The organism is Roseobacter sp., from assembly GCF_039970775.1.
Classification (GTDB): domain Bacteria; phylum Pseudomonadota; class Alphaproteobacteria; order Rhodobacterales; family Rhodobacteraceae; genus Roseobacter.
On record NZ_JBDVLG010000017.1, the window covers coordinates 36352 to 58507 of the forward strand.

A 22156-nucleotide genomic window follows, 5' to 3' on the forward strand; every position below is an offset into this window, starting at 1 on the left:
TGGCGCGTCGAGCGACTCGCATTCGGGCAGATGATGCGATGGAACAGCGTTCACTTCTAATGCTATAAAAGAATACAATCGGTGCAAAAAACGCATCACTCGGCTGAATGGGATACACATGAGATACTTACGGACCTTTGAGCTGATCGAGGCCGTTGTGCGCGCGGGATCGATCCGCAAAGCTGCGGAGGACACGAATTTGACAGCCTCTGCGTTGAACCGGCGCATACAAGGGTTCGAACAGGAATTCGGCTGGCCAATCTTTGAACGCTTGCCGCGCGGCATGCGGCTGAACCCGGCGGGCGAGTTGCTGATGCAGCACATCCGGTTGCAACGCACCGATCTGGCGCGCGTGCAAAGCCAAGTGGCTGATCTATCAGGTGAACGGCGCGGGCATATTTCTATTGCGTGCTCCCAGGCTCTGCTGCCCTATTTTCTGCCCGAACAAATCGCGATCTACCGGGCCAGTCACCCCGGTGTTACGTTTTCGATCAATGTGCGGGATCGCGCGCAAGCAGAACGGGATTTGGCGTCGTATAGCAGTGACTTGGCATTGGTGCTTGAGCCTGTGCATCTGGTCGAATTCGACGTGCTTTATGCGCTGCCGCAGCGGGTGCATGCGGTCTACCCAGCCGGCAGCCCGCTGGGTGATACCCTGACCCTGCGCCTACGGGATTGTCTGAACCACCGCTTGGTTTTGCCCACCGCCGCTTACGGTGTACGCAACTTGCTGGAACACGCGGCCACGGCGATCGGGCGCACACTGACACCGACCATCGAAACGGAATCCTTTGATCTGATCCGCCACTACGTGACGCAGGAAAACGCGGTGGGTTTCCAAATTCCCATTGGCCTTAAACCCGCCGCAGACGCCGGTTTTGGGCACAGACCTTTGGCCGAACGCGATGTCCGCCCCGGTCAGCTTTTGTTGGGGCAGATGAAAGGGCGGGCCTTGCCGGTTGCCTCTGCGAAGTTCGGTCAGCAGTTGGTTGCAGCGCTTGAGACGCTTGCCGCGCAATAGGTAGCGGGGATAGTGATGCGTTTTTTGCATCGCAACGGTGAATTATTAGCAGAAGACAACATCGCTGCTTTGCGTCACTTCTACTCGTTGACCAAGCCCGCGCATGCAATCCCTGCGCACGTGGGCAACATCTATCGTGCTATCAAGGAGCATCACCCATGTCGTTTTCATCCCTATCTCGTCGCGGATTTCTCAAAGGCACCGCAGCCGTCGCCAGTGCAGCAACCTTGCCGCAGTTTGGCTATGCAAGCACGGGTGGCCCTTTGACGGTTGGGTTCATCTATGTCGGACCAAAGGATGATTTTGGCTATAATCAGGCTCATGCAGAAGGTGCCGCCGCGGTGAAAGCGATGGAGGGCGTTGTTGTTGTCGAAGAAGAGAATGTTGCCGAAACAATCGACGTGCAAAAGTCGATGGAATCGATGATCAACTTCGACGAAGCCAAGCTGCTGTTCCCCACGTCTTTTGGGTATTTCGACCCGCATGTGCTTGAGGTCGCACCGAAACACCCCGATGTCCGGTTCCAACACGCAGCGGGGCTTTGGACGGCTGGGATGCCCACCAATGTTGGATCTTACTTTGGCTACATCGGCATGGGCCAGTACCTGAACGGCATCACCGCAGGCCACGCGACCAAAACCAAGAAAATCGGGTTCGTCGCGGCCAAGCCGATCCCGCAGGTATTGCTCAATATCAACTCGTTCTTGCTGGGTGCGCGTCAGGTCGACCCTGAAATCACCTGTCAGGTTATCTTCACCGGCGAATGGTCGCTTGCGGTCAAAGAGGCCGAAGCCACCAACGCGCTGGCTGATGCCGGGTGCGATGTGATCACCTGCCACGTGGATGGGCCCAAGGTGGTGATGGAAACAGCCGCCGGGCGCGACTGTTTTGTGTGTGGCTACCATGCCAACCAGTCGCCACTGGCCCCCGAAAAATACCTGACCGGTGCCGAATGGAACTGGGCGGGCGTTTACACAGGCATGGTGCAAACCGTGCTGGACGGCGGCACAATCGATAACTTTGTGCGTGGTGGTTTGGCGGATGGGTTCATCAAGATGTCACCACTTGGGACGGCCGTGTCAGACGCCGCCCGCGCCCAGTTCGAGGCCACAAAGGCCGAGATCATGGCAGGCGGGTTTGCCGCCATCAAGGGCCCGTTGAAGGACAACACCGGCAAGGTTATTGCCGCCGCTGGCGAGGGCTTTGCCGAAGACGATATCGCCTTGGAAAGCATGGACTATCTGGTCGAAGGCGTGATTGGATCGACCTCTTGATCGTCGTTTGATGTCGGTGTCTTCACCCTCTGAAACTCCCACTTACGCCGGGTTGCCGTTTGGCCCGGCGGGGGTGGCGCGCCGAGCCGAGATGATCGTGCTGCCTGTCGGCGCGTTGCTGGCGGGGTTTGCGGTGTTCAGCCTGTTTTTGCTCGTGCAGGGCAAATCCCCGTCGGATTTCTATGCGCTGGTTTACCGGGCGGGGTTCGGCACCGTGTTTTCATGGGAAAACACTCTGTCGCGCGCAGCACCCTTGTTGCTGGCGGCCCTGTGCGTGGCTTTGCCCGCAAGGTTGGGTCTGGTGGTGATCGGGGGCGAAGGCGCGATTGTGTTGGGCGGCGTCGGCGCGGGGTTTACCGGCGCGGTGCTTGGCGGCGCGCCTGCGTTGATCGCACTGCCTGTCATGCTGGGTGTTGCGATGGCGATTGGCGCGCTTTGGATCGGGATGGTCGGGGCGCTGCGGTACTACCGCGGTGTCAACGAGACCATCGCGAGCCTGCTCATGGCGTATATCGCGATTGCAGTGATGAACCACCTCGTCGAAGGGCCGCTGCGCGACCCGGCCAGCCTGAACAAACCCTCAACCGCGCCTTTGATAGACGCGTTCAAGGTCGGCACTATCCCCGGCTGGGACGTGCATTGGGGGCTGGTGTTTGGCGTCGTCGCATGTGTCTTGGCGTGGGTGTTGATTGACAAAACCACATGGGGGTTTGCCGCGCGCATTGCAGGCGGCAATCTGCGCGCGGCGCAAGTGCAGGGTTTGCCTGTGGGCAAACTGATCTTGGGGTTCACCGCGCTGGGGGGCGCGTTTGCCGGGCTGGCGGGGTTCTTTGAGGTCGCCGCGGTGCATGGATCTGCCAATGCCAGCCTCGCGACGGGGTATGGTTACACCGGCATCCTGATCGCATTTCTTGCCCGGCATAATCCCCTGGCGATCATCCCCGTGGCGATCTTACTGGCGGGGTTTGAGGCCTCGTCGGGGCTGGTGCAACGCCGTATGGATTTGCCGGATGCAACGGTATTGGTCTTGCAGGGTTTTGTTTTCATGGCGATCTTGATGTCAGAAACCCTGTATGGGCGGTTCAAAATATTCACCCCTGAACGCTGGAGATCCGCCTGATGGACACTGATCTGGGCTATTGGATCATCCCGCTGGCCATCCTTGGCGGTGCGATCCGGGTATCGACCCCGTTTTTGTTTGTCAGCCTCGGCGAGGCGCTGACAGAACGCTCCGGCCGGATCAATCTGGGGTTGGAAGGGACGCTCGTCTTTGGGGCGATGTCGGGGTACGCGCTGGCATATCTGACCGGTTCGCCCTGGCTTGGGGTGTTGGCGGCGGCCATATGCGGCGCTGTGTTTGGATGCGTGCACGGGCTGATTTGTTCTTTGCCAAAAGTGAATGACATCGCGGTGGGCATCGCGATGATGATCCTTGGCATGGGGTTGGCGTTCTACTTCGGCAAACCTTACGTACAACCCGTTGCCCCCGATTTGCCCGCGATCCCCTTTGGCTGGTGGTCTGACGTGCCGCAAATCCGCGCCGCGCTAGAGGTGAACGTGCTGTTTCTGATCGGCGCGGCCTTGGCGGTGGTGTTATGGTGGATGTTGCGCGCAACCAAGATCGGCCTGACCCTGCGTGTTGTCGGCGACAGCACCGATGCGGCCCGCGCGATGGGGCTGCATCCGGCGGTCATTCGCACCTGTGCCACGGCGGTGGGTGGCGCCTTTGCTGGCGTGGGCGGCGCCTATCTGTCGCTTTATTATCCCGGCAGCTGGAACGAAGGCATCTCATCGGGCCAGGGCTTGATGGCTGTCGCTTTGGTCATTTTTGCCCGGTGGAACCCGCTGGCGTGTTTTGGCGCGGCGTTGCTTTTTGGGGGGGCGGGGGCGCTTGGTCCGGTGTTGCAGTCGGTCGGGATATCCGAGGGCTACTACTTGTTTTTCGCGGCACCCTACATGCTGACGCTGGGTGTTTTGATCGCAACCTCCTCGCCCAACCGCGCCATGACCGGCGCGCCGGGCGAGTTGAGCATAACCAAATAAGGAGACGCAGCTATGAACGGACTTGGAGGTCTGAACAAATCGCCAAACGGCGTGGTGATTGGGTTGGTGCAACTGAAATTGCCGGTGGTCGTAACGCCCACCGATCTGGCCGCCCAAACCGCACGTATTGTGGATATGACCGCAAAGGCGCGGCGCAATATGGGCACGATGGATCTGGTCGTGTTTCCCGAATACGCGCTGCATGGGCTGTCGATGGATATCAACCCTGACATCATGTGCACGATGGATGGCCCCGAGGTTGCCGCCTTTAAGCAGGCCTGTATCGACAATGACATCTGGGGCTGTTTTTCCATCATGGAGGCCAACCCCGGTGGCATGCCTTATAACGTTGGTCTGATCATCGACAACCTGGGCGAGGTACAATTGTACTACCGCAAAATGCACCCGTGGGTCCCGGTCGAACCCTGGGAGCCGGGCGACGGGGGTATCCCTGTGATCGATGGGCCGAAGGGCTGCAAACTGTCGTTGATCATCTGCCATGACGGCATGTTCCCTGAAATGTCACGCGAGGCCGCCTATAAGGGTGCAGAGATCATGCTGCGCACGGCAGGCTACACCGCGCCCATCCGCGACAGTTGGAAATTTACCAACCAATCCAACGCGTTCTGTAATCTGATGGTCACCGCCAATGTGTGCATGTGTGGCAGTGACGGCACGTTCGACAGCATGGGCGAAGGCATGGTGTGCAACTTTGATGGCTCGATCATCGCCCATGGTACGTCGGGCCGTGTCGATGAGATCATCACCGCCGAGGTGCGCCCTGATCTGGTGCGCGAGGCGCGTGCGCATTGGGGGGTGGAAAACAATATCTATCAGTTCGGGCACCGCGGGTATGTGGCCGTCAAGGGCGGCGCGCAGGATTGCCCCTATACCTACATGACCGATTTGGCGGCGGGGCAATACCGCCTGCCGTGGGAGGACGACGTCAAGACAACCGACGGCACCGATTTCGGGTTTCCCGAACCCACACGTCTGTTCTCCCCGCAAAAGGACGCCGCCGAATGACCCTGCAAGCCGACCCCTACGCGTGGCCCTATAACGGTGATTTGCGCCCTGAAAACACCGCGTTGATGATCATCGACATGCAGACAGATTTCTGCGGTGTCGGCGGGTATGTCGACAAAATGGGGTATGATCTGTCGATGACGCAGGCCCCGATTGAACCGATCAAATCGGTGCTGGCGGTGATGCGCGCCAAGGGTTACCACATCATCCACACCCGCGAAGGGCACCGCGCTGATCTGGCAGATTTGCCTGCCAACAAACGCTGGCGTAGCCAACAAATCGGGGCGGGCATTGGTGATGCGGGCCCGTGCGGCAAGATTTTGGTGCGCGGCGAGCCGGGGTGGGACATCATCCCAGACCTTTCCCCCATCGCAGGTGAGCCGATCATCGACAAACCGGGCAAGGGCAGCTTTTACGCCACCGATCTGGAGATGATCCTGCGGACGCGCGGCATTGAAAACATCATCCTGACGGGCATCACCACCGATGTTTGCGTGTCGACCACCATGCGCGAAGGCAACGACCGGGGCTTTGAATGTCTGGTGCTGTCTGATTGTTGCGGGGCGACGGACAAGGGCAACCATGACGCGGCGCTGAAAATGGTGACCATGCAGGGCGGTGTCTTTGGTGCGGTCAGTGACAGCGCGACGGTGTTGGATCAGTTGCCATGAAAGCCATCGGCGTCGAGACCTTGCACATGACGATGCAGTTTGGCGGGTTTACCGCGCTGGACGACTGTTCGATCAAGATCGCGCCGGGCAGTTTCCATGCGCTTTTGGGCGAGAATGGCGCGGGCAAATCGACGTTGGTGAAATGCATGATGGGGTTTTACCGCGCGACCTCTGGCGAGATGTTGGTGGACAGGCGCGAGGCGCGCATCACTGACCCCAAAGCGGCGCATGCGCTGGGGCTGGGGATGGTGTATCAACATTTCACCTTGGTGCCGTCATTGAGCGTGGCCGAGAACCTCGTCATCAGCCGCGAAGACGCACCGCAGGTGATCGACTGGCGGGCAGAACGCGCCGAATTGCAGGCCTTCATGGACCAAATGCCGTTTCAGGTGCCGCTTGACCAACCTGTGCACGCATTGGCCGCGGGCGAGAAACAAAAGCTCGAAATCCTCAAACAGCTCTATCTGGGACGACGATTTTTGATCTTGGATGAACCAACGTCGGTGTTAACGCCAGATGAAGCAGATGAGGTGCTGAGCCATGTGCGCGCGTTGTGCCGCGATGGGGTGATTTCGGTGCTGATGATCACCCATAAGTTTCGCGAGGTGACCGCCTATGCCGATACGGTGTCTGTCCTGCGGCGCGGCAAACTGGTGGGGGGCGGAAAAGTCGCGGACCTTAGCCACGAAAACATGGCCGCGCTTATGATGGGCGACGCGCAGCTTGCGCAACCGGCACCTCGTTCGGGCACGCGCGGTGCGCCTGTTTTGGAACTCGACAGCATCACCGCACGCGACCGGACCGGGCTAAAAGACATCACCGTCGACGCCCTGACTGTCCATGCCGGCGAGATCGTCGGTGTCGCGGGCATCTCGGGCAACGGCCAGATGGAACTGATGGAAATCCTGACCGGTCAACGCCCCTGTCAAAGCGGTGAGATCCGCGTCAAGGGCGTGCCTTACACCGCGCACCGCACCGAGATGCAACGTCACAACATCCGGTTTCTGCCCGAAGAACCATTGCAGAACGCCTGCGCCCCGCGCATGTCGGTCAGTGAGAATATCGCCTTTCGCAGCTTTGACACGCATGGTGATATCTGGCTTTCGGGGCGGCGAATGCGCGCCCGCGCTGCAGATCTTGTGCGCCAGTTCAAGGTGAAAACCACCTCTATAGACGCCCCGATCAACGCGCTGTCGGGTGGCAACGTGCAACGCGCGGTTTTGGCGCGCGAATTGTCGGGGCAGGTGGACCTATTGGTGATCTCGAATCCGTGCTTTGGGCTCGATTTTTCGGCCGTTTCTGAAATTCGCACACGTATTATGGACGCGCGCAATGCGGGCGCTGCCGTTTTGATCCTGTCCGAGGACCTTGATGAAATCATGGAATTGACCGACCGCGTGGTGGTGATGTCGGGCGGTGCCATCACCTATGACGCAGTTACCGCGCAAGCTGATATCGCGGCCATCGGGCGCCATATGGGAGGGCACGCATGACCGTTCACATCGGCGCGGCGCGGCCTTTTGCGTTTGATTTTGATCCGCAGACGACGGCGCTGATTGTCATTGATATGCAGCGCGATTTCATCGAACCGGGCGGGTTTGGCGAAACCTTGGGCAATGATGTCTCATTGTTGCAGGCCATCGTGCCGACGACGGCCGCTTTGCTTGGGTTGTGCCGCGCCAAGGGGGTTGAGGTCATCCATACCCGCGAATGTCACCGGCCCGACCTGTCCGATTTGCCGCGCGCCAAACGCGACCGGGGTGCGCCCAGTTTGCGTATCGGCGATCACGGCCCGATGGGGCGCATTTTGGTGGCGGGCGAGGATGGTGCCGATATCATCCCAGACCTTGCCCCAATCGCGGGCGAGCTAGTGATCGACAAGCCCGGCAAAGGTGCATTTTACGCCACAGCGCTGTCTGATCATCTTGCGCGCAAGGGGGTCACACACCTGATCTTTGCGGGCGTGACCACCGAGGTTTGCGTACAAACCACCATGCGTGAGGCCAATGACCGTGGTTATGACAGCCTGCTGATCGAAGATGCAACCGAGAGCTATTTCCCCGAGTTCAAAGCCGCAACTTTGGCGATGATCCGCGCGCAAGGTGCCATTGTCGGTTGGACGGCGGATTTTGCACAGTTGAAGGAGGCTTGGCATGATTGACCCCCACCATATCCCTGGCCTGTTAGGTCGTTTTGCGGATTTACCGTTTGAGCGGTTCAGAGAGGGCGTCGACATTCACTATTTAAAACGTGGCGCGCCTGCTGTTGCGGTGTTGCGCTATGCGCCCGGCGCGCGGGTCCCGTTGCACCGGCATACTGGGTTAGAAACCATTCTTGTGCTCAGCGGAGAGCAGTCAGACGAGCGGGGCACATACCCCCAAGGGGCGTTTGTTCTGAACCCTGAAGGAACCGCGCATTCCGTGTGGTCCCAGACGGGCTGTGTGGTTTTGATCCAATGGGAACGACCCGTCGAAATTCTTGAGTGATCCGCCGTGTTCGACCGATGGTGCGGGACCGTGGCCCGGCGTCATGCAGTTTGGACCGATCACATACACCGCGGCCTATGCGCGTTTGAGACGAACACACCGACCGGGTTTTGATGCGCTAATGATAGACTGGTGGCGCCATCCCCATTTTCGTCATTTTATAATGCCCTAAGATCGGCCGAGGGTAAGGTACGATATTGACCCGTGACAGGTCGATTCCGTTGACCGTGATTACGTCGACCGGCGGCACGGCCAGTGTCTTGCCGATCAGATCCTTGGGCTCGAGGATCTGGTTCGCCTGATACGACGCGCCGGTGATCGTGAACGCTGCACCCTGTTCTTCAATCGCCGTGCTCGTGGTGTCGGGCGTGGTCAGAGCCAGATCGGCGCGGTCTGCGATGATCGTACTTTCCGGGATCACGCCGGGGCCACCTGAAAGATAGGTTAGGTCGAGCCCTTCTTCGGCGTGGTAAACTTCGTCGATCCCAATGAACTAGCTGGCGAATTCGGCGTCATTGATCCATGCCGCCTGAGTGGTGAATGGTGTGGCTGCGTTAGCACGCAAGGGACGGGAGGCAGCAGCCGCGCTTACGGCAGCTACGCCAAGGAAATAGCGGCGGTTCAGAAATCTGTCAGCCTCGACCAATATACAGACGTAGTCCGGGTGGTATGCAGGGACGTGGGCAGGACGTTCACAGATTTGAACTATGTGGATCGTCAGACCGGGGCGTAAGGGGGTCACAAAGTGTCGACCATGTCAGACGATCCGTCACAGGGCGCGATCATGGGACTGACCGAACTCATGGTACAAGGCGCGATTGCCCCGACCGATATTGCCCAAGTCTTTCAAGGCACGACGACCGCCACTAATGCGGTTCTCGAGGCGCGGGGCGCCCGGGCCGGGATGATTACCAATGAGGGGTTTTGCGACGTGCTGCATATCGGACGCCCTCAGCGGCCCGATCACTATTCCATCATGCAAGAGATTCCATGGCAAAACCGCCCCCTGATTAAACGTCGGTACCGCAAGAGCGTGCTGGGGCGACTGCTTCCGCCCACGGACGAAGAGCTGGAGCCACTGGACGAGGCCGCCATTCGACAGGCGGCGTGCGAATTGAAGGCGGATGGGGTCGAGGCGGTGGCGATTTACTTTCTTTTTTCCCACCCCAACCTGGTCCATGAAAACCGGACCAGGGCCATCGTGGCCAAAGAAATACCGGATGCTTTTGTCACTACGTCCTCGGATACCTCGCCCCAGTTCCGGGAATTTGAACGGTTCACGACAGCCGCCCTTGCCACCTTTGTCGGCCCCAAGGTCGGTTCCTACGTCAAGAGCCTCGATGCCGCCTTTAAGGATCAAAAGATCAGTGGCGACTTGCGGATCATGGCCTCTTACGGCGGCGTTGTGACGCACCGGATGGTCACCAGAACCAGCCACTGACGACGATGTCGGGCCTGGCCCAGCGTTCTGGGCGGCGTTTAGGTGGGCCCGCGCTGTGGCCGGGACAAAGCGATCACCTTTGATATCGGCGGATACGCTTTATGCCAACACCCGCAACAACCCGATTGAAGATATCGAGTCCTATATCCCGATCCAGGTGGATCGCTATGAATTTCGCGAAAACACGATGCCTGCGGGGCAATGACGGGGCGGCATCGGTGCTATCTGCGAGTTCACCTTTCTCGATGAGGCGAGGTTTTCCCTCCAAGGCAAGGCGATGCCTTCATGCCTTTGGGGGCGATGGCGGCGCTGACGGGTATGAGGCCGAGCTGACCTTGGTCTATTCCGATGGCACGACTACCAGCCTGCCATCCAAGGTGATATATTTTAACGCCAAAGCTGGGGAGAAGCGGGTGTCGGTTGGCTCAAGCGGCGGTGGATACAGCGACCCGTGGCAGCGCCCGGCAAAGGCCGTCGCGGACGACATCGCGGATGGCTTGCTCTCCGAATAGACCTCGACCGTGATTTTTGGATAGGGTCTCGGCCCGCCATCCAGCTAGATATGCGGGTACCGCTCTGACAAATCGCGTCCGATCTGTTCTGAAAATCGGGACGCGGCGACCGACGGGCTGCGCCCGGCCAATTGTCCCATCCAGAGCGTCCCGGGGGCGACATCTCGTACATCTATCAGCCGAGCGGTGAGATACGTGTCTTGGACCGGGGCAAGCGGGGCGCCACTTTCAATTTGAAACGTCACCGCCATGGTCTTGGCCACATGGGCCTTGAGGTACTCAAACGAGTTACTTTCCAGCTCTGGCGAGCGGGCGTAGGACTTTTCCTGAAGCGCCGTATCCACCATAGCCCGACTGCCAAAGCCAACACCTAGCATTGCCACAGGATGCTCATAGCACTGGCGCAAACGCAGCTGTTCAAAATGGGCAAGCGGGTGGTTCGGAGCCATCACTGCCGCCAATCGCTGGCGGACGCCGAGTAGCGTCTTGAACTCGGGCACCTCTTCGGCGCCAAACACAAGCGCCAGATCAATGACATGGCTGGCCAAGGCGCTTTGTGCTGCGCGGTGCTCCATCACCACGACCTCGAAGGTCACATTGGGATAGGCCGCCTGGTAGCTGCTGATGTGGCGCGGCAGAAAGTAGGGCACCAGGGCCTGCGAGCAGCCAATCCGCACCTCGCCCCGGCGCATTCCGGCCAGGTCCGCAAGGCGCGAGGTCAGCTTTCCGGTTTCGGAAAAGGTCTCGCGGATGTGCATGATCACCAGTTCCCCGGCAGAGTTCAGCTCGACCCCCTGCGGTCCCCGGTCGAAGATCTCATAGCCGATCTCTTCCTCATAAGATTGCAACCGCCGCTGAACCGCCGAAGGTGTCAGCGCCAAGCGATCTGCGGCCCCTCGAATAGAACCGGTTCTGGCGATGGCATCGATGACTCGGAAGGTGGTGAGGTGTTTCATATCAACACCTTAGGTGGGTGTACGAATTTCGGCAACACCATGTTGGAAAAATAGCAGACGACAGCAACGCAGTTTCGACGCAGGCTCGATCTCGTACTGGGGGTACGCATGCAAAAGCTACAACGTCATTCACATTCGGATCGCTGGACGCCGCTGGACGAAGGGGCGGCTGTGTCGCTGCTGCGGCCTGCGCCCATGCCACAGCCTGTGCGTTTTGCCGCCGAGCCGAAGCTGGTCGAGGCGGACATGGCGCGTTGTGCTTTGATGATCATCGACATGCAGAACGATTTTCTCAATGACAGGGGCTGGTTCGCCACCTCTCGCAACGCGGATGTCTCTTGTCTGTCTGACGTGGTCGGGCAAATCAACGCCCTCAGCGGTGCCTTTCGCCAAATCGGATCACCCGTCATCCACATCAACTGGGCGGTGCGGCCCGACGCGGCCAACTTGCCCGCCAATGTGCTCGACAAAGGGTCGGACTGCGGCGCACGCGCCAGCTATGGCGACCAGATCGGCTCGGGGCGGGTCCTGGTCGACGGTGATTGGGGCGCGCAATCGGTGCCGGCCATCGACACCGCGCCCAACGATATCAGTCTGGGCAAAACAAGGCTGACCGGGTTTCGCGACAACGAGTTGGACAGCATCCTGCGCCGCTTGGGCGTCACCACTTTGTTTTTCACAGGCGTGAACCTTGACCGCTGCGTCTTTGCGACCTTGGCAGACGGGTGTTTCAATGGCTTCGACGCGGTGCTTGTCGAAGACGCCACCACGACCGTTTCTCCGCCCCATGTGACGGACGCAATTCTTTACCTCATCCGGCTGCTTTATGGTTTCACAGCCAAATCCAAAGACATCTTGGCAGCCCTTTCTACACACCCACAGATCGGAGCTAATTCATGACGATTACACGACGGAATTTCACAAAATTGGCCGGGGCCGCGACGGCCACGCTGTTGGCAGCGCCAGCTCTTGCTCAGGACAAAACCAAGATCAAGATGATCCTGAACTGGCGCTATCAGGGGCCACAATCCTGGTTTTTCCTGGCCAAGGACAAAGGCTATTTCGACGAGGCTGGGATCGACCTGACCATGGATCAGGGCAATGGCTCTGGCGCGGCGGTCGGCCATGTGGCCGGCGGGGCGTACGATGTGGGCTTCGGCGATGTCAATGCCCTGATCCGGCTGGCCGGAACCTCGCCGGACGAAGCGCCGATCTGCGTCTATCAGATGTACAACAAGCCGCCGTTCACCGTCGCAGTCTTGGCAGAATCAGACATTCAAACAGCCGAAGACCTACAGGGACGTCTACTCGGCGGGTCCGCAAATGACGGCGCGCTCAAGTTGTTCCCGGCCTTTGCGAATGTGGCGGGGCTCGACACCAGCGACATTGAAATCCTGAACTTCAAATCGAACCTTCGTGAGCAGATGTTGAAGAATAAAGAAGTCGAAGGGGTCTTTGGCTATGTGAACACCATCCGTTTTTCGGCCAAGCTGTCGGGCATGAACCCGGACGAAGACATCCGGTTTATTTCTTACGGCGATTATGGGATGGATCTCTATTCCAACGGTTTGATCATTCCAAAGGCGATGGCCGAGGAAAGCCCAGAGATGGTCAAGGGTATGGTCTGGGCCATCAATCAGGGCGTAAAAGACACGCTGACAGATCTGGATGCGGCGGTCGATGCGGTCGCGGCGCGCGAGCCGTTGATCAACAAGGAGATCGAGAAAGAGCGTCTGATCGCCACGTTGCAGGATGAAATGAACCATCCGGAACTGGCGACAACCGGGCTGGGAAATGTCAACGCGGACCGTTTCAAACAGGCCATTGACCTCGTGGTGAAAGCGAATGCGCTGCCGCGCACACCAGAGCCATCCGAAATTTTCTCGGATGCCTTCCTGCCCGCGGAAGATGACCGCATCTACAAGCTGCTCTGATCAAAATGGACTTGGAACTGAAAGATAAGGTCGTCGTGATCACAGGCCCAGCCAAAGGGATGGGTGCAGCCATTTCCATGGGTTTTGCCCGAGAGGGCGCTCATCTCGCATTGCTTGGCCGCGATACGGCGGCTATCGCTCCGGTCCGCGCACAGGCGCAAGAGTTGGGCGTTCAGGCAGAGGTTTTCACATGTGATGTCACCTCTAGAAAGTCTGTAGATGCGGCGATCGCGGGCGTGTTGGCGGCGTTCGGAGGTCGGATCGACATCCTCGTCAATGTGGCGGGCGGCACCGGCCCAATTGGCAAGACCGGGTTGGAGACCACGCAAGAGGAGTTCGACGATATCCTGCGTCTGAATGTTCTGGGTCCCTTTAATCTAATCCATGCTGCCGCCCCGGTCATGAAGGCCAGCGGCGGCGGTAAGATCGTCAATGTGGGCGGCACGTTTGGGATGCGCGGGCGTGCGATGCGCTTGTCTTACTCCAGTTCTAAATGGGGGCTGCGGGGCATGACCAAAAGCTTCGCGCTGGAATTGGGCGCGGACAACATCAACGTGAATCTCGTGGCACCGGGCATGGTCGATGGCCCTCGCTTCCGCGAGAAGGTCGTGCCGCAAGTCGCTGACCAACATGGAATTTCGTATGATGAAGCGGCCGCCAAACACGCCTCTGATTACGCGCTGGGGCGGGTCAGCACCGACGAGGACGTGGCCGCCGCGACCCTGTTCTTGGCTTCAGAGCAGGCAAGACAAATCACCGGGGTCGATCTGCCGGTGGATGGAGGATGGGCCGCGTTATGACCGATATGATTTTAACAGGCGGCACTGTCGTCAATGAAACGGCCCGCGACATAGCAGATGTCGCCATCACCGGTGGGCGGATCAGCGCCATCGGTGCGCCAGGCACGCTAGGCGATGCCGCAGACGTCATCGATGTCAGCGGGCTGCACCTGATCCCCGGCGCCATCGACATGCATGTCCACTTTCGTGAACCGGGCTACACTCATAAAGAAGATTGGGAGACCGGCACCCGTGCCGCCGCGATGGGCGGTGTTACCACGGTGTTCGAGATGCCGAACACCCATCCGCCGACGCGTTCTGTCTCCGAGTTCCGGCAAAAGCAGGATTGCGCCAAGAAAGCCTGCGTCGATTTCGGGATCTATGGCCTGTTGGCCGAGGATAACATCGACGAACTTCCGGAGCTGATTGAGGCCGGGGTCAATGCCTTCAAGTGCTTTATGGGCAACACCTTCGGTAATCTGCCTTCGCCGTCGACGGGCGCAATGCTGGAAGGGTTCGAGATCATTGCAGGGTCCGGGCTGCGGATTTCGCTGCACGCAGAGACGGCCTCGATCATGGCGTGGCGGCAGGCCAAGCTGGAGGCTGCCGGGCTGAACGCGCCGCTCTACCACATTACCGCGCGGCCCGAGGTTGTCGCGATCGAGGCCGTTGCGCGCGCAGCGATCCTCGCCGAATGGACGGGCGCACGTGTGCATGTGCTGCATATCTCATCGGCGGGAGAGTTGCGCCCGCTGGCAGAAGCCAAGGCGCGCGGTGTCGAGATCACGGGCGAGACTTGCCCTTGCTATTTGTTCCTGAACTCTGGCGACTACGACCGGCTGGGCAGTGTGATCCGGGTCAATCCGCCGGTGCGCGAGGCCCGCGACAGCGCTGCCATCTGGGACGCCCTGCAAAGCGGCGTGGTGGATATGATCGCCACCGATCACGCACCGCATACGCCCGAGGAAAAAACCAACGACATTATTTGGAACGCCGACTGCGGTTTTCCGGGTGTTGAAACGCAAATGCCCCTGATGCTGACCGAAGTGGCGGCGGGGCGGATGACGCTGGAACATTACGTGCGGATCTCATCGGCCAATCCGGCGCGATCCTTCGGGATGTGGCCGCATAAGGGGCGCATTGCCGTGGGCGCTTTGGCTGATATCGCCGCTGTGGACATGGCGCGCGAAGAAGTGATCGCTGCTGAGCGCCTGCACAGCCGTGGCAAGATCACGCCGTTCGAGGGGCGTAAGACCGTGGGCGCTCCGGTGCACACGCTGGTGCGGGGCGCGTTTGTGCAGCGCGATCGCCAGATGGTCGAGGGCATGGCCGGGCATGGCACCCAGGTCACTGACATTCAGGCCATGCCTGCGCCGAACCCGCGGAACATGGATCAAAGCCTTGCCCATCTGCTTGGAACGGGGGCTGCGACATGAGCGGCACTGAATTCGTGAAGCTTGAAGGCGTCGGGGTCACCTACGGGGAAGGGGCCAGCAAAACGCAGGCGCTTTGCCCCACGGACCTGTCGATTGCCCAAGGGGATTTTGTGGCCTTGGTCGGCCCGTCAGGCTGCGGCAAGTCCACCATCCTGAAGCTGGTTAGCGAACTTCTCAAACCCAGTGAGGGCAACATTTTCTTCAGCGGCAGAGAACTTGGAGCCAAGCCTGTGCGGGTCGGTATGGCCTTTCAAAGCGCGTCTTTGCTGCATTGGATGACCGTGCGCGATAATGTCATGCTGCCGCTGAAAATCGTTCCACCGTTCAAGGCCGAATTCCGCGCCAAACGAGACGGCGAATTCAAAGACCGCGTCGATGCTCTGTTGGAACAAGTGGGGCTGATCGACTTTGCCGACAAGAGCCCATGGCAGCTTTCGGGGGGCATGATGCAGCGGGCCAATCTGTGCCGCGCACTGGTCCATGATCCTGATCTTTTGCTTCTCGACGAACCTTTCGGCGCGCTTGACCAATTCACCCGCGAGGAACTTTGGCAGACCATGCAAGACCTCTGGATGAACCGGAAATCAACGGTCCTGCTTGTCACCCATGACCTGCGTGAGGCCGCCTATCTGGCGAACCGCATCTGTGTGATGAGCGCGCGTCCGGGCCGCATCATTGACGACAGGCAAGTCACGTTTGCACGCCCGCGAGCGATTGACGTGACCTTTGAACCTCCTTTCACCCAAATGGTACAAGATCTGCGGCAGTTGATCGTGCACGCGCCGGCAGGACCAAAGGCGGATGCCGCATGACCCCACGCGCGCAAAAAATGGCCTCGTCGGCCCTGATCGTCGGGGTCTTTGTGTTCTGGGAACTGTTCTGCCTTGTGGCAGGCATTTCAGAACTGATCCTTCCCCGGCCGAGCCGTATCATCGAGGCGTTCCTGCAATATGCCCCCGCCATTGCGCCGCATGCGTGGCAGACGCTTTATACCACGTTGGTGGGCTTCTTCTTTGGGGTGCTCATCGGGCTGTCGCTGGGCGTTTTGATAGGCTCGTCGAAACTGGCCTATGATACGGCCTATCCGCTGCTCGTGGGCATCTCGTCGATCCCGAAGGTGGCCGTGGTTCCGATCTTTGTGCTGTGGTTCGGGGCCGGCACCGTTCCCGCGATCCTGACCGCCATGATCATCTGTATCTTCCCGATTGTGGTGAACGTCTCGACCGGCATCGCAACGGTCGAGCCCGAGTTGGAAGATGTCATGCGATCCCTCAAGGCCAGCAAGTGGGAGATCCTGTGGAATGTCGGTCTGCCCCGGTCGCTACCGTACTTTTTTGCCGCGCTGAAGGTGGCCATCACGCTCAGCTTTGTGGGCTCTGTCATCGCTGAAACCGTCGCCTCGAACAAAGGGGTAGGGAACATGATGCTGATCGCTTCCTCGCAGTTCAACGTGCCGCTTGTCTTCTCGGGGCTGATGGTGCTCGCGGTGATGGGGATCTCGCTTTATGCAATTTTCGCCTTTCTTGAACGGCGCATGACGGGCTGGGCGACCCGAAAGAACATCGCCTGAAAACGCATATTAACAAGGAGAAAAGCAATGCGTAACCTACTGTCACTCACCGCTTTCGCGCTGAGCCTTGCAAGCCCGGCCCTGGCCGAAGGCATTCCGATCAAGTTCACCCTCGACTGGAAGATTCAAGGGGTTCACGGCTGGTTCTATTTGGCGGAAGAAAAAGGGTATTTCGACGACGAGGGTCTGGACGTGACCATTGATCAGGGCGAAGGCTCTGCCGCGACAGTCAGCCGGATCATGTCCGGGGCTTATGACGCGGGCTTTGGCGATATGAACGCCATCATTCAGAACGCCGCGATCAACCCGGATGAAGCGCCGGTGATGGTCTATCAGATCTACAATCAACCGCCCTTTGCGGTGCTGACCAAGACGGGCGGCCCCGTTGAAAGCCTCCCCAATCTCGAAGGCCTCAAGGTCGGCGCACCTCCGGGGTCTGCATCGACAAAACTGTTCCCGGCGCTGGCCTCGGCGGCAGGGTTTGACGCGGAGAAAGTCGAACTGATCTCTGTGAAATCAAACCTGCAAGAGCAGATGCTGGTTCAGGATCAGGTCTCTGCCAGCCTGGTATTTAATGTAACCAGCTATTTGAACATCCTCGGGATCGGGATGGACCCGGACAAGGATTTCACATGGTATCCCTATGGGGCATCCGGGCTTGATATCTATTCGAACGGGGTGATGGTCTCGCCCAAGCTGTTGGAAGAGAACCCCGAAGCGGTGCAAGGGCTTGTGAATGCCATTGCCAAGGCCATGTCGGATGTGCTCGCGGATCCACAGGCAGGCATCGACATCATCACAGCAACCGAACCACTGTCGAATGGCGACCTGGAGATGAAGCGGCTGCAATTTGCCCTTGATAATCTGATCTTCTCGGATGAGAGCAAGGCGAACGGCATCGGTGCGATTGACGCCGAACGTTTGACCCGCTCGATCACCACGATCAAAGAGCTCTATGACCTGCCCGAAACGCCTGCGGCTGAGGACGTCTTTGACGCGTCCTTCTTGCCGCCGATGGATATGCGGTCATTCTAAGCTGCGCAGTGGCGCGAAAGGACAACGATGACCCAACTTCACGTCAGTGCCGCCCTTTTGGGGTCGGAATATGAAACCTCCGGCCCCGTCAAGATTTCCATCGAGGATGGGCGGATCGCTGCGATTTCGCCCGCCGCAAAGCCGGACGGGCCGGCCCGTTTGGCGATACCTGCTTTGGCTGACGCCCATAACCACGCACGGCCCTTGTCCTCGACCTCTTTTGGCTGTGGCGGCAAGCCGCTTGAGCAATGGCTCCCGCAGCTGGCCGTGATGCCACCAGTTGATCCATATACCGCTGCGGCGGCGTCCTTGGCGCGGTCCGTCCGGGGTGGCGCAACGAGCGTCATGGTCCATCTCACCCGCGCGATGGGGCAAAAGTCTTTGCCCGAGGAGGCGCGCGAGATTGCCCGCGCTGCGGCGGATGTTGGCGTCTCCATCGGGTTTGCCATCTCAATGCGAGACCGTAATCCGTTGATTTACGGCGACCATGACGCGTTGCTCAACGGGCTGGCACCCGAGGTCGCGCAACTGGCGAGAAAAACATGGTTGAAACCGCTTCCGACAGTGGCCGAGCAACTTGCGCTTGTGGATCAGGTCGCCTCTGCCTTGGCGGACCAACTGCATGTTGATGTGCAATACGGCCCCACCGGCGTGCAATGGTGCAGTGATGAGATGTTGCGCGCGATTGCCGAGGCGTCGGCCCGAACAGGACGCCGCATTCATATGCACTTGCTTGAGACCCAACCGCAGCGCCAGTGGCTTGACCAGACCTACCCGCAGGGAGGTGTCGCGTTTCTGGACGGCATCGGCTTTCTTTCACCCCGGCTGACATTGGCGCATTGCGTTTGGGCCCGCGGGCAAGAGCTTGATCAGATCGCCGCCTCTGGCGCACGGATCGCAGTGAACAACTCTTCTAACCTACACCTTTATTCCGGTCGTGCGCCGCTGGCCGATATGCAAGCCGCTGGTGTCGCAGTGGCGATGGGACTTGATGGCTGTGCGCTAGATGAAGACGATGACGGGCTGCGAGAGCTGCGCCTGTTTCACCTGCTTGGGCGGCGTCCCGGGTTTCCGTCGGATCGGGGTGTGACGCACGCAGCCGCCCTGCGGGCGGCGTGTCGTACGGGGCGAACGGCCCTTGGCCTGCCAGATGGCGGGGTGCTTGAGGTCGGAATGCCCGCTGACCTGTTAATCCTTGATCTTGACAGTCTTGACCGCGATGCCCTGATGCCAGTGCCCGCCCAAGACCTGCTGTTCGCCCGCGCCACCGCCGCCCATGTGGTCGAGGTTTGGGCGTCCGGTCGGCAGATCGTGCGCGAGGGCCAGGTGTTGGGCATCGACCTTGACGCCGCCGAGACATCACTGCGCGCGGACTATCGCGCGGGCCTGCCTGCGACAGAACCACTGCGCGCCGTGTGGGGCCAGATCGAAAGCGCCATTGGCCCGCATTACCGGGGCTGCTGCTAATGCGGGCCGCGCGGGTGGATCGCCTGCCGATGAGCGGCCCGGCGGATGTGTCGGCGATCGCGGCGTTGCTACGCTCGGGCGACGTTCCGGCGGACAGCGTGGTTGCCATACTTGGCAAGACCGAGGGCAATGGCTGTGTCAATGACTTCACGCGGGGGTACGCGGTGCAATCGCTGCGTGCGCTGTTGGCCGGGTATCTAGACGCCGCGCAACTGGACAGAGTGTCCATGGTGATGTCCGGCGGCACTGAGGGCGGCCTGTCGCCCCATTGGATTGTGTTCAGCGAGACCGACGCGCCCGCAACGCCTGATCCTGCTCTGGCGGTGGCCTCGGTTGCGACGCCAGGCCTCAGCCCGACCGAGATCGGACGCGAAGCGCAGGCCGGGTATGTGCGGGATGCGGTGCATCGAGCCATGGCGCAGGCAGGCATCGCGTCCCCAGAGGATGTGCACTACGTGCAGATCAAATGTCCACTTTTGACCAGCGAGCGAATCGCGGCAGTGAGCGGCGATGTTGCAGTGCAGGACACGCTGAAATCCATGGGCCTGTCTCGGGGCGCGTCCGCACTGGGCGTGGCCTTGGCCTTGGGCGAGGTCCAGACTGTCACCGATGCGATGATCGGCACGGATGGGGGGCAATGGTCCTCGCGGGCATCTGCTTCGGCCGGCATTGAGCTGATGAGCTGCGAAGTTGTGGTGCTTGGGATGTCTCGGGATTGGGCTGGGCCGCTTGGCATCACCCATAGCGTGATGCGCGATGCGATTGACGCGGTTTCTATCCAGAGCCTGCTGGCTCAGATCGCACCCGATGCCGGCTTGCAAGCATCGCAAGACCAACTGGTCGCCGTGCTTGCCAAGGCTGAGGCCAGCCCCGATGGGGTGATCCGCGGGCGGCGTCATACGATGCTTGACGACAGCGATATCTCTTCGACCCGACACGCCAGAGGCTTTGTCGGCGGAGTGCTGGCGGTGCTGACGGGCATGACCGATCTGTTCGTCTCTGGCGGCGCTGAACATCAAGGGCCGCCCGGCGGTGGCCCTTTGGCAATTATTTATCGAAAGGAAACAAATATATGAACGAGCTGATTATCAAGGCCGGCGACTTCACCTTCGGCGCGCGGCTTGAAGAGGAGGACGCGCCAAAGACCTGCGCGATGTTCCGCAAGCTGCTGCCTTATACGGGCCAGATCGTGCATGTACGCTGGTCAGGCGAGGGCGTCTGGATCCCATTGGGCGATGAGGATTTTGGCGTGGAGTACGAAAACCACACCAGCCATGCGGGTCCGGGTCAAATCTTGCTCTATCCGGGTGGCATCAGTGAGACAGAGATCCTTCTGGCCTATGGCGGCGTCTGCTTTGCCTCCAAGATGGGGATGCTGGCGGGCAATCATTTTATTACGCTGACCTCGGGACTGGAGAAACTGAAAACACTGGGCAATGCGGTGCTGTGGGAAGGCGCGAAGGACATCTCATTCGAGTTGGCCTGACGGGGGTGGCTATGAAGCGGATCATCAAGGCCGGGCTTTGCCTGATGCGGGACGGGCAGGTGCTTTTGGCTCGCAGCAGGGGCGACACGCATTTCCAGATCCCCGGCGGCAAGATCGAACCGGGCGAAAGCGATATCGACGCGCTGATCCGCGAGGTGCAAGAGGAGCTTGCGGTAACGCTGGTCCCCGACAGCGCGGCGCACATGGCAATCTTTGAAGCCAAGGCCGCCGGTCGTATAGATGTGCTGGTCGAGGTCCGGCTGTATAACGGCACGGTCGACGGCATCCCGCAAGCCAGCAGCGAAATCGCCGAGCTGGTCTGGCAATCCCCCGCAGCGCCAACGGTGCCCTGTTCGGATGTTGTCCGTCTGCATATCCTGCCATATCTGGCGCGTTGCCTCTCAGAACAAGGACGTACCCCATGTCAGCCATAAGAACTGTAGCGGTTTACTGTGGGTCCAATACGGGGAAGGGCGACGCCTATCTGCGCGCGGCATCAAAGCTTGGGACCGTTTTGGCCGTGCGCGGCATAGAGATCGTCTATGGTGGCACACATAAGGGTTTGATGGGGGCCTTGGCCGATGCGGCTTTGGCCGGTGGCGGCTATGTCACCGGGGTTATCACCGAACGTCTCAAGGCCAAAGGCCACACCCATCAGCAACTGAACGCCATCGAAGCTTTGCCCACCATGCAGGCCCGAAAAAAGCGGATGATCGAGCTTGCGGATGCCTTTATCGCGATGCCGGGTGGTATTGGCACGTTGGAGGAGTTCATGGAGGTCTGGACGCTGAACCAACTGGGCGAGATTGCCAAGCCTGCTGGGCTCTATGATGCACAGGGCTATTATCAGCCGTTGATGGGCATGGTAGATCACATGATTGCCGAGCAGTTTTTGCCTGCCTCGCATCACAAGGCCATTGTCGTGCAATCAGCGCCTGAAGCCCTGATTGATGGCCTCGTGAATTTCGCGCCAGTCACCACACAAAAGTGGATGAGTTGAGACCTTTTACTCTGCCAGC

The 22156-nt window shown here is 59.7% G+C and carries 26 protein-coding genes; 24 read left to right on the top strand and 2 right to left on the bottom strand.

The annotated features are described in order from the left end of the window. Positions 1-118: 118 nt before the first annotated feature. From ABJH13_RS03165 to ABJH13_RS03205, 9 genes are all read left to right on the top strand, one after another. Entirely contained in the window at positions 119-1021 is a 903-nt protein-coding gene (locus ABJH13_RS03165) for a LysR family transcriptional regulator (protein WP_348404766.1), read from the top strand. A 158-nt stretch (positions 1022-1179) separates the two neighbouring features. Continuing rightward, on the top strand, positions 1180-2295 hold the full coding sequence (locus ABJH13_RS03170; RefSeq protein WP_348404767.1) for a BMP family ABC transporter substrate-binding protein: 1116 nt from the start codon (positions 1180-1182) through the stop codon (positions 2293-2295). Continuing rightward, positions 2279-3415: an ABC transporter permease gene (locus tag ABJH13_RS03175; RefSeq protein ID WP_348404768.1), complete on the top strand. Its 1137-nt coding sequence runs from the start codon at positions 2279-2281 to the stop codon at positions 3413-3415. The genes ABJH13_RS03170 and ABJH13_RS03175 overlap by 17 nt, the downstream gene beginning before the upstream one ends. Further along, positions 3415-4338, top strand: coding sequence for an ABC transporter permease (locus ABJH13_RS03180; RefSeq protein ID WP_348404769.1), 924 nt, complete (start codon positions 3415-3417; stop codon positions 4336-4338). The genes ABJH13_RS03175 and ABJH13_RS03180 overlap by 1 nt, the downstream gene beginning before the upstream one ends. Before the next feature lie 12 nt (positions 4339-4350). Continuing rightward, positions 4351-5364: a formamidase gene (locus ABJH13_RS03185; protein WP_348404770.1), complete on the top strand. Its 1014-nt coding sequence runs from the start codon at positions 4351-4353 to the stop codon at positions 5362-5364. Further along, positions 5361-6035 carry an isochorismatase family cysteine hydrolase gene (locus ABJH13_RS03190; protein WP_348404771.1) on the top strand — a complete coding sequence of 225 codons (675 nt, stop codon included), beginning with the start codon at positions 5361-5363 and terminating at the stop codon, positions 6033-6035. The genes ABJH13_RS03185 and ABJH13_RS03190 overlap by 4 nt, the downstream gene beginning before the upstream one ends. Continuing rightward, positions 6032-7528, top strand: a complete 1497-nt coding sequence (locus tag ABJH13_RS03195) for an ABC transporter ATP-binding protein (protein ID WP_348404772.1) — start codon at positions 6032-6034, stop codon at positions 7526-7528. The genes ABJH13_RS03190 and ABJH13_RS03195 overlap by 4 nt, the downstream gene beginning before the upstream one ends. Beyond that, positions 7525-8196, top strand: a complete 672-nt coding sequence (locus ABJH13_RS03200; protein WP_348404773.1) for an isochorismatase family cysteine hydrolase — start codon at positions 7525-7527, stop codon at positions 8194-8196. Before ABJH13_RS03195 ends, ABJH13_RS03200 begins: the two co-directional genes overlap by 4 nt. Further along, positions 8189-8521 carry a cupin domain-containing protein gene (locus ABJH13_RS03205; RefSeq protein WP_348404774.1) on the top strand — a complete coding sequence of 111 codons (333 nt, stop codon included), beginning with the start codon at positions 8189-8191 and terminating at the stop codon, positions 8519-8521. The genes ABJH13_RS03200 and ABJH13_RS03205 overlap by 8 nt, the downstream gene beginning before the upstream one ends. Positions 8522-8639: 118 nt before the next feature. Here ABJH13_RS03205 and ABJH13_RS03210 read toward each other — a convergent pair whose 3' ends face one another. Continuing rightward, entirely contained in the window at positions 8640-9011 is a 372-nt protein-coding gene (locus ABJH13_RS03210) for an ABC transporter substrate-binding protein (RefSeq protein WP_348404799.1), read from the bottom strand. Positions 9012-9266: 255 nt separating this feature from the next. On the opposite strand from ABJH13_RS03210, the gene ABJH13_RS03215 reads away from it, so the two are divergent. Genes ABJH13_RS03215 through ABJH13_RS03225 form a run of 3 tightly spaced genes read left to right on the top strand, consistent with a single transcriptional unit; the run spans position 9267 to position 10474 of the window. Further along, on the top strand, positions 9267-9962 hold the full coding sequence (locus ABJH13_RS03215) for a hydantoinase/oxoprolinase N-terminal domain-containing protein (protein WP_348404775.1): 696 nt from the start codon (positions 9267-9269) through the stop codon (positions 9960-9962). Between the two features lie 55 nt (positions 9963-10017). Next, positions 10018-10167 (top strand): hypothetical protein, encoded by a 150-nt coding sequence (locus ABJH13_RS03220; protein ID WP_348404776.1) that lies wholly within the window; start codon positions 10018-10020, stop codon positions 10165-10167. Continuing rightward, complete coding sequence (locus ABJH13_RS03225) at positions 10130-10474, top strand: hypothetical protein (protein WP_348404777.1); 345 nt, start codon at positions 10130-10132, stop codon at positions 10472-10474. The genes ABJH13_RS03220 and ABJH13_RS03225 overlap by 38 nt, the downstream gene beginning before the upstream one ends. Positions 10475-10518: 44 nt before the next feature. Here the strand turns inward: ABJH13_RS03225 and ABJH13_RS03230 are convergent, their stop codons facing one another. Then, positions 10519-11430, bottom strand: coding sequence for a LysR family transcriptional regulator (locus ABJH13_RS03230; protein WP_348404778.1), 912 nt, complete (start codon positions 11428-11430; stop codon positions 10519-10521). A 108-nt stretch (positions 11431-11538) separates the two neighbouring features. On the opposite strand from ABJH13_RS03230, the gene ABJH13_RS03235 reads away from it, so the two are divergent. The 12 genes from ABJH13_RS03235 to ABJH13_RS03290 are packed head-to-tail and all read left to right on the top strand — an operon-like array spanning position 11539 to position 22137. Next, on the top strand, positions 11539-12330 hold the full coding sequence (locus ABJH13_RS03235; protein ID WP_348404779.1) for an isochorismatase family cysteine hydrolase: 792 nt from the start codon (positions 11539-11541) through the stop codon (positions 12328-12330). After that, a complete protein-coding gene (locus ABJH13_RS03240; RefSeq protein WP_348404780.1) occupies positions 12327-13364 on the top strand; it encodes an ABC transporter substrate-binding protein in 1038 nt (345 codons plus the stop codon). Before ABJH13_RS03235 ends, ABJH13_RS03240 begins: the two co-directional genes overlap by 4 nt. Positions 13365-13375: 11 nt before the next feature. Beyond that, positions 13376-14164, top strand: a complete 789-nt coding sequence (locus ABJH13_RS03245) for an SDR family oxidoreductase (protein WP_348404781.1) — start codon at positions 13376-13378, stop codon at positions 14162-14164. Continuing rightward, a complete protein-coding gene (gene allB / locus ABJH13_RS03250; RefSeq protein WP_348404782.1) occupies positions 14161-15579 on the top strand; it encodes an allantoinase AllB in 1419 nt (472 codons plus the stop codon). The genes ABJH13_RS03245 and allB overlap by 4 nt, the downstream gene beginning before the upstream one ends. Next, entirely contained in the window at positions 15576-16391 is an 816-nt protein-coding gene (locus tag ABJH13_RS03255) for an ABC transporter ATP-binding protein (protein WP_348404783.1), read from the top strand. Before allB ends, ABJH13_RS03255 begins: the two co-directional genes overlap by 4 nt. Continuing rightward, positions 16388-17149, top strand: a complete 762-nt coding sequence (locus tag ABJH13_RS03260; RefSeq protein WP_348404784.1) for an ABC transporter permease — start codon at positions 16388-16390, stop codon at positions 17147-17149. Before ABJH13_RS03255 ends, ABJH13_RS03260 begins: the two co-directional genes overlap by 4 nt. 27 nt (positions 17150-17176) lie before the next feature. Further along, positions 17177-18184: an ABC transporter substrate-binding protein gene (locus ABJH13_RS03265; RefSeq protein ID WP_348404785.1), complete on the top strand. Its 1008-nt coding sequence runs from the start codon at positions 17177-17179 to the stop codon at positions 18182-18184. A gap of 27 nt (positions 18185-18211) precedes the next feature. Next, the gene (locus tag ABJH13_RS03270; RefSeq protein ID WP_348404786.1) at positions 18212-19651 is read left to right on the top strand and encodes an amidohydrolase family protein; all 1440 of its coding nucleotides are present in this window, start codon (positions 18212-18214) and stop codon (positions 19649-19651) included. Next, positions 19651-20727 carry a ring-opening amidohydrolase gene (locus ABJH13_RS03275; RefSeq protein ID WP_348404787.1) on the top strand — a complete coding sequence of 359 codons (1077 nt, stop codon included), beginning with the start codon at positions 19651-19653 and terminating at the stop codon, positions 20725-20727. Before ABJH13_RS03270 ends, ABJH13_RS03275 begins: the two co-directional genes overlap by 1 nt. After that, positions 20724-21137, top strand: coding sequence for a DUF3830 family protein (locus ABJH13_RS03280; protein ID WP_348404788.1), 414 nt, complete (start codon positions 20724-20726; stop codon positions 21135-21137). Before ABJH13_RS03275 ends, ABJH13_RS03280 begins: the two co-directional genes overlap by 4 nt. A gap of 11 nt (positions 21138-21148) precedes the next feature. Further along, positions 21149-21571 (top strand): NUDIX domain-containing protein, encoded by a 423-nt coding sequence (locus tag ABJH13_RS03285; protein ID WP_348404789.1) that lies wholly within the window; start codon positions 21149-21151, stop codon positions 21569-21571. Further along, on the top strand, positions 21559-22137 hold the full coding sequence (locus ABJH13_RS03290) for a TIGR00730 family Rossman fold protein (protein ID WP_348404790.1): 579 nt from the start codon (positions 21559-21561) through the stop codon (positions 22135-22137). The genes ABJH13_RS03285 and ABJH13_RS03290 overlap by 13 nt, the downstream gene beginning before the upstream one ends. Positions 22138-22156: the final 19 nt, after the last annotated feature.

Excerpts from the sequence above, each read along its gene's own strand:
- ABJH13_RS03260 (WP_348404784.1), top strand. The coding sequence starts at position 16,388 with ATGACCCCACGCGCGCAAAAAATGGCCTCGTCGGCCCTGATCGTCGGG.
- ABJH13_RS03230 (WP_348404778.1), bottom strand. The coding sequence starts at position 11,430 with ATGAAACACCTCACCACCTTCCGAGTCATCGATGCCATCGCCAGAACC.
- ABJH13_RS03180 (WP_348404769.1), top strand. The coding sequence starts at position 3,415 with ATGGACACTGATCTGGGCTATTGGATCATCCCGCTGGCCATCCTTGGC.
- allB (WP_348404782.1), top strand. The coding sequence starts at position 14,161 with ATGACCGATATGATTTTAACAGGCGGCACTGTCGTCAATGAAACGGCC.
- ABJH13_RS03195 (WP_348404772.1), top strand. The coding sequence starts at position 6,032 with ATGAAAGCCATCGGCGTCGAGACCTTGCACATGACGATGCAGTTTGGC.
- ABJH13_RS03235 (WP_348404779.1), top strand. The coding sequence starts at position 11,539 with ATGCAAAAGCTACAACGTCATTCACATTCGGATCGCTGGACGCCGCTG.
- ABJH13_RS03275 (WP_348404787.1), top strand. The coding sequence starts at position 19,651 with ATGCGGGCCGCGCGGGTGGATCGCCTGCCGATGAGCGGCCCGGCGGAT.
- ABJH13_RS03170 (WP_348404767.1), top strand. The coding sequence starts at position 1,180 with ATGTCGTTTTCATCCCTATCTCGTCGCGGATTTCTCAAAGGCACCGCA.
- ABJH13_RS03290 (WP_348404790.1), top strand. The coding sequence starts at position 21,559 with ATGTCAGCCATAAGAACTGTAGCGGTTTACTGTGGGTCCAATACGGGG.
- ABJH13_RS03270 (WP_348404786.1), top strand. The coding sequence starts at position 18,212 with ATGACCCAACTTCACGTCAGTGCCGCCCTTTTGGGGTCGGAATATGAA.
- ABJH13_RS03200 (WP_348404773.1), top strand. The coding sequence starts at position 7,525 with ATGACCGTTCACATCGGCGCGGCGCGGCCTTTTGCGTTTGATTTTGAT.
- ABJH13_RS03165 (WP_348404766.1), top strand. The coding sequence starts at position 119 with ATGAGATACTTACGGACCTTTGAGCTGATCGAGGCCGTTGTGCGCGCG.
- ABJH13_RS03280 (WP_348404788.1), top strand. The coding sequence starts at position 20,724 with ATGAACGAGCTGATTATCAAGGCCGGCGACTTCACCTTCGGCGCGCGG.
- ABJH13_RS03255 (WP_348404783.1), top strand. The coding sequence starts at position 15,576 with ATGAGCGGCACTGAATTCGTGAAGCTTGAAGGCGTCGGGGTCACCTAC.
- ABJH13_RS03240 (WP_348404780.1), top strand. The coding sequence starts at position 12,327 with ATGACGATTACACGACGGAATTTCACAAAATTGGCCGGGGCCGCGACG.
- ABJH13_RS03265 (WP_348404785.1), top strand. The coding sequence starts at position 17,177 with ATGCGTAACCTACTGTCACTCACCGCTTTCGCGCTGAGCCTTGCAAGC.
- ABJH13_RS03285 (WP_348404789.1), top strand. The coding sequence starts at position 21,149 with ATGAAGCGGATCATCAAGGCCGGGCTTTGCCTGATGCGGGACGGGCAG.
- ABJH13_RS03205 (WP_348404774.1), top strand. The coding sequence starts at position 8,189 with ATGATTGACCCCCACCATATCCCTGGCCTGTTAGGTCGTTTTGCGGAT.
- ABJH13_RS03190 (WP_348404771.1), top strand. The coding sequence starts at position 5,361 with ATGACCCTGCAAGCCGACCCCTACGCGTGGCCCTATAACGGTGATTTG.
- ABJH13_RS03225 (WP_348404777.1), top strand. The coding sequence starts at position 10,130 with ATGAATTTCGCGAAAACACGATGCCTGCGGGGCAATGACGGGGCGGCA.
- ABJH13_RS03185 (WP_348404770.1), top strand. The coding sequence starts at position 4,351 with ATGAACGGACTTGGAGGTCTGAACAAATCGCCAAACGGCGTGGTGATT.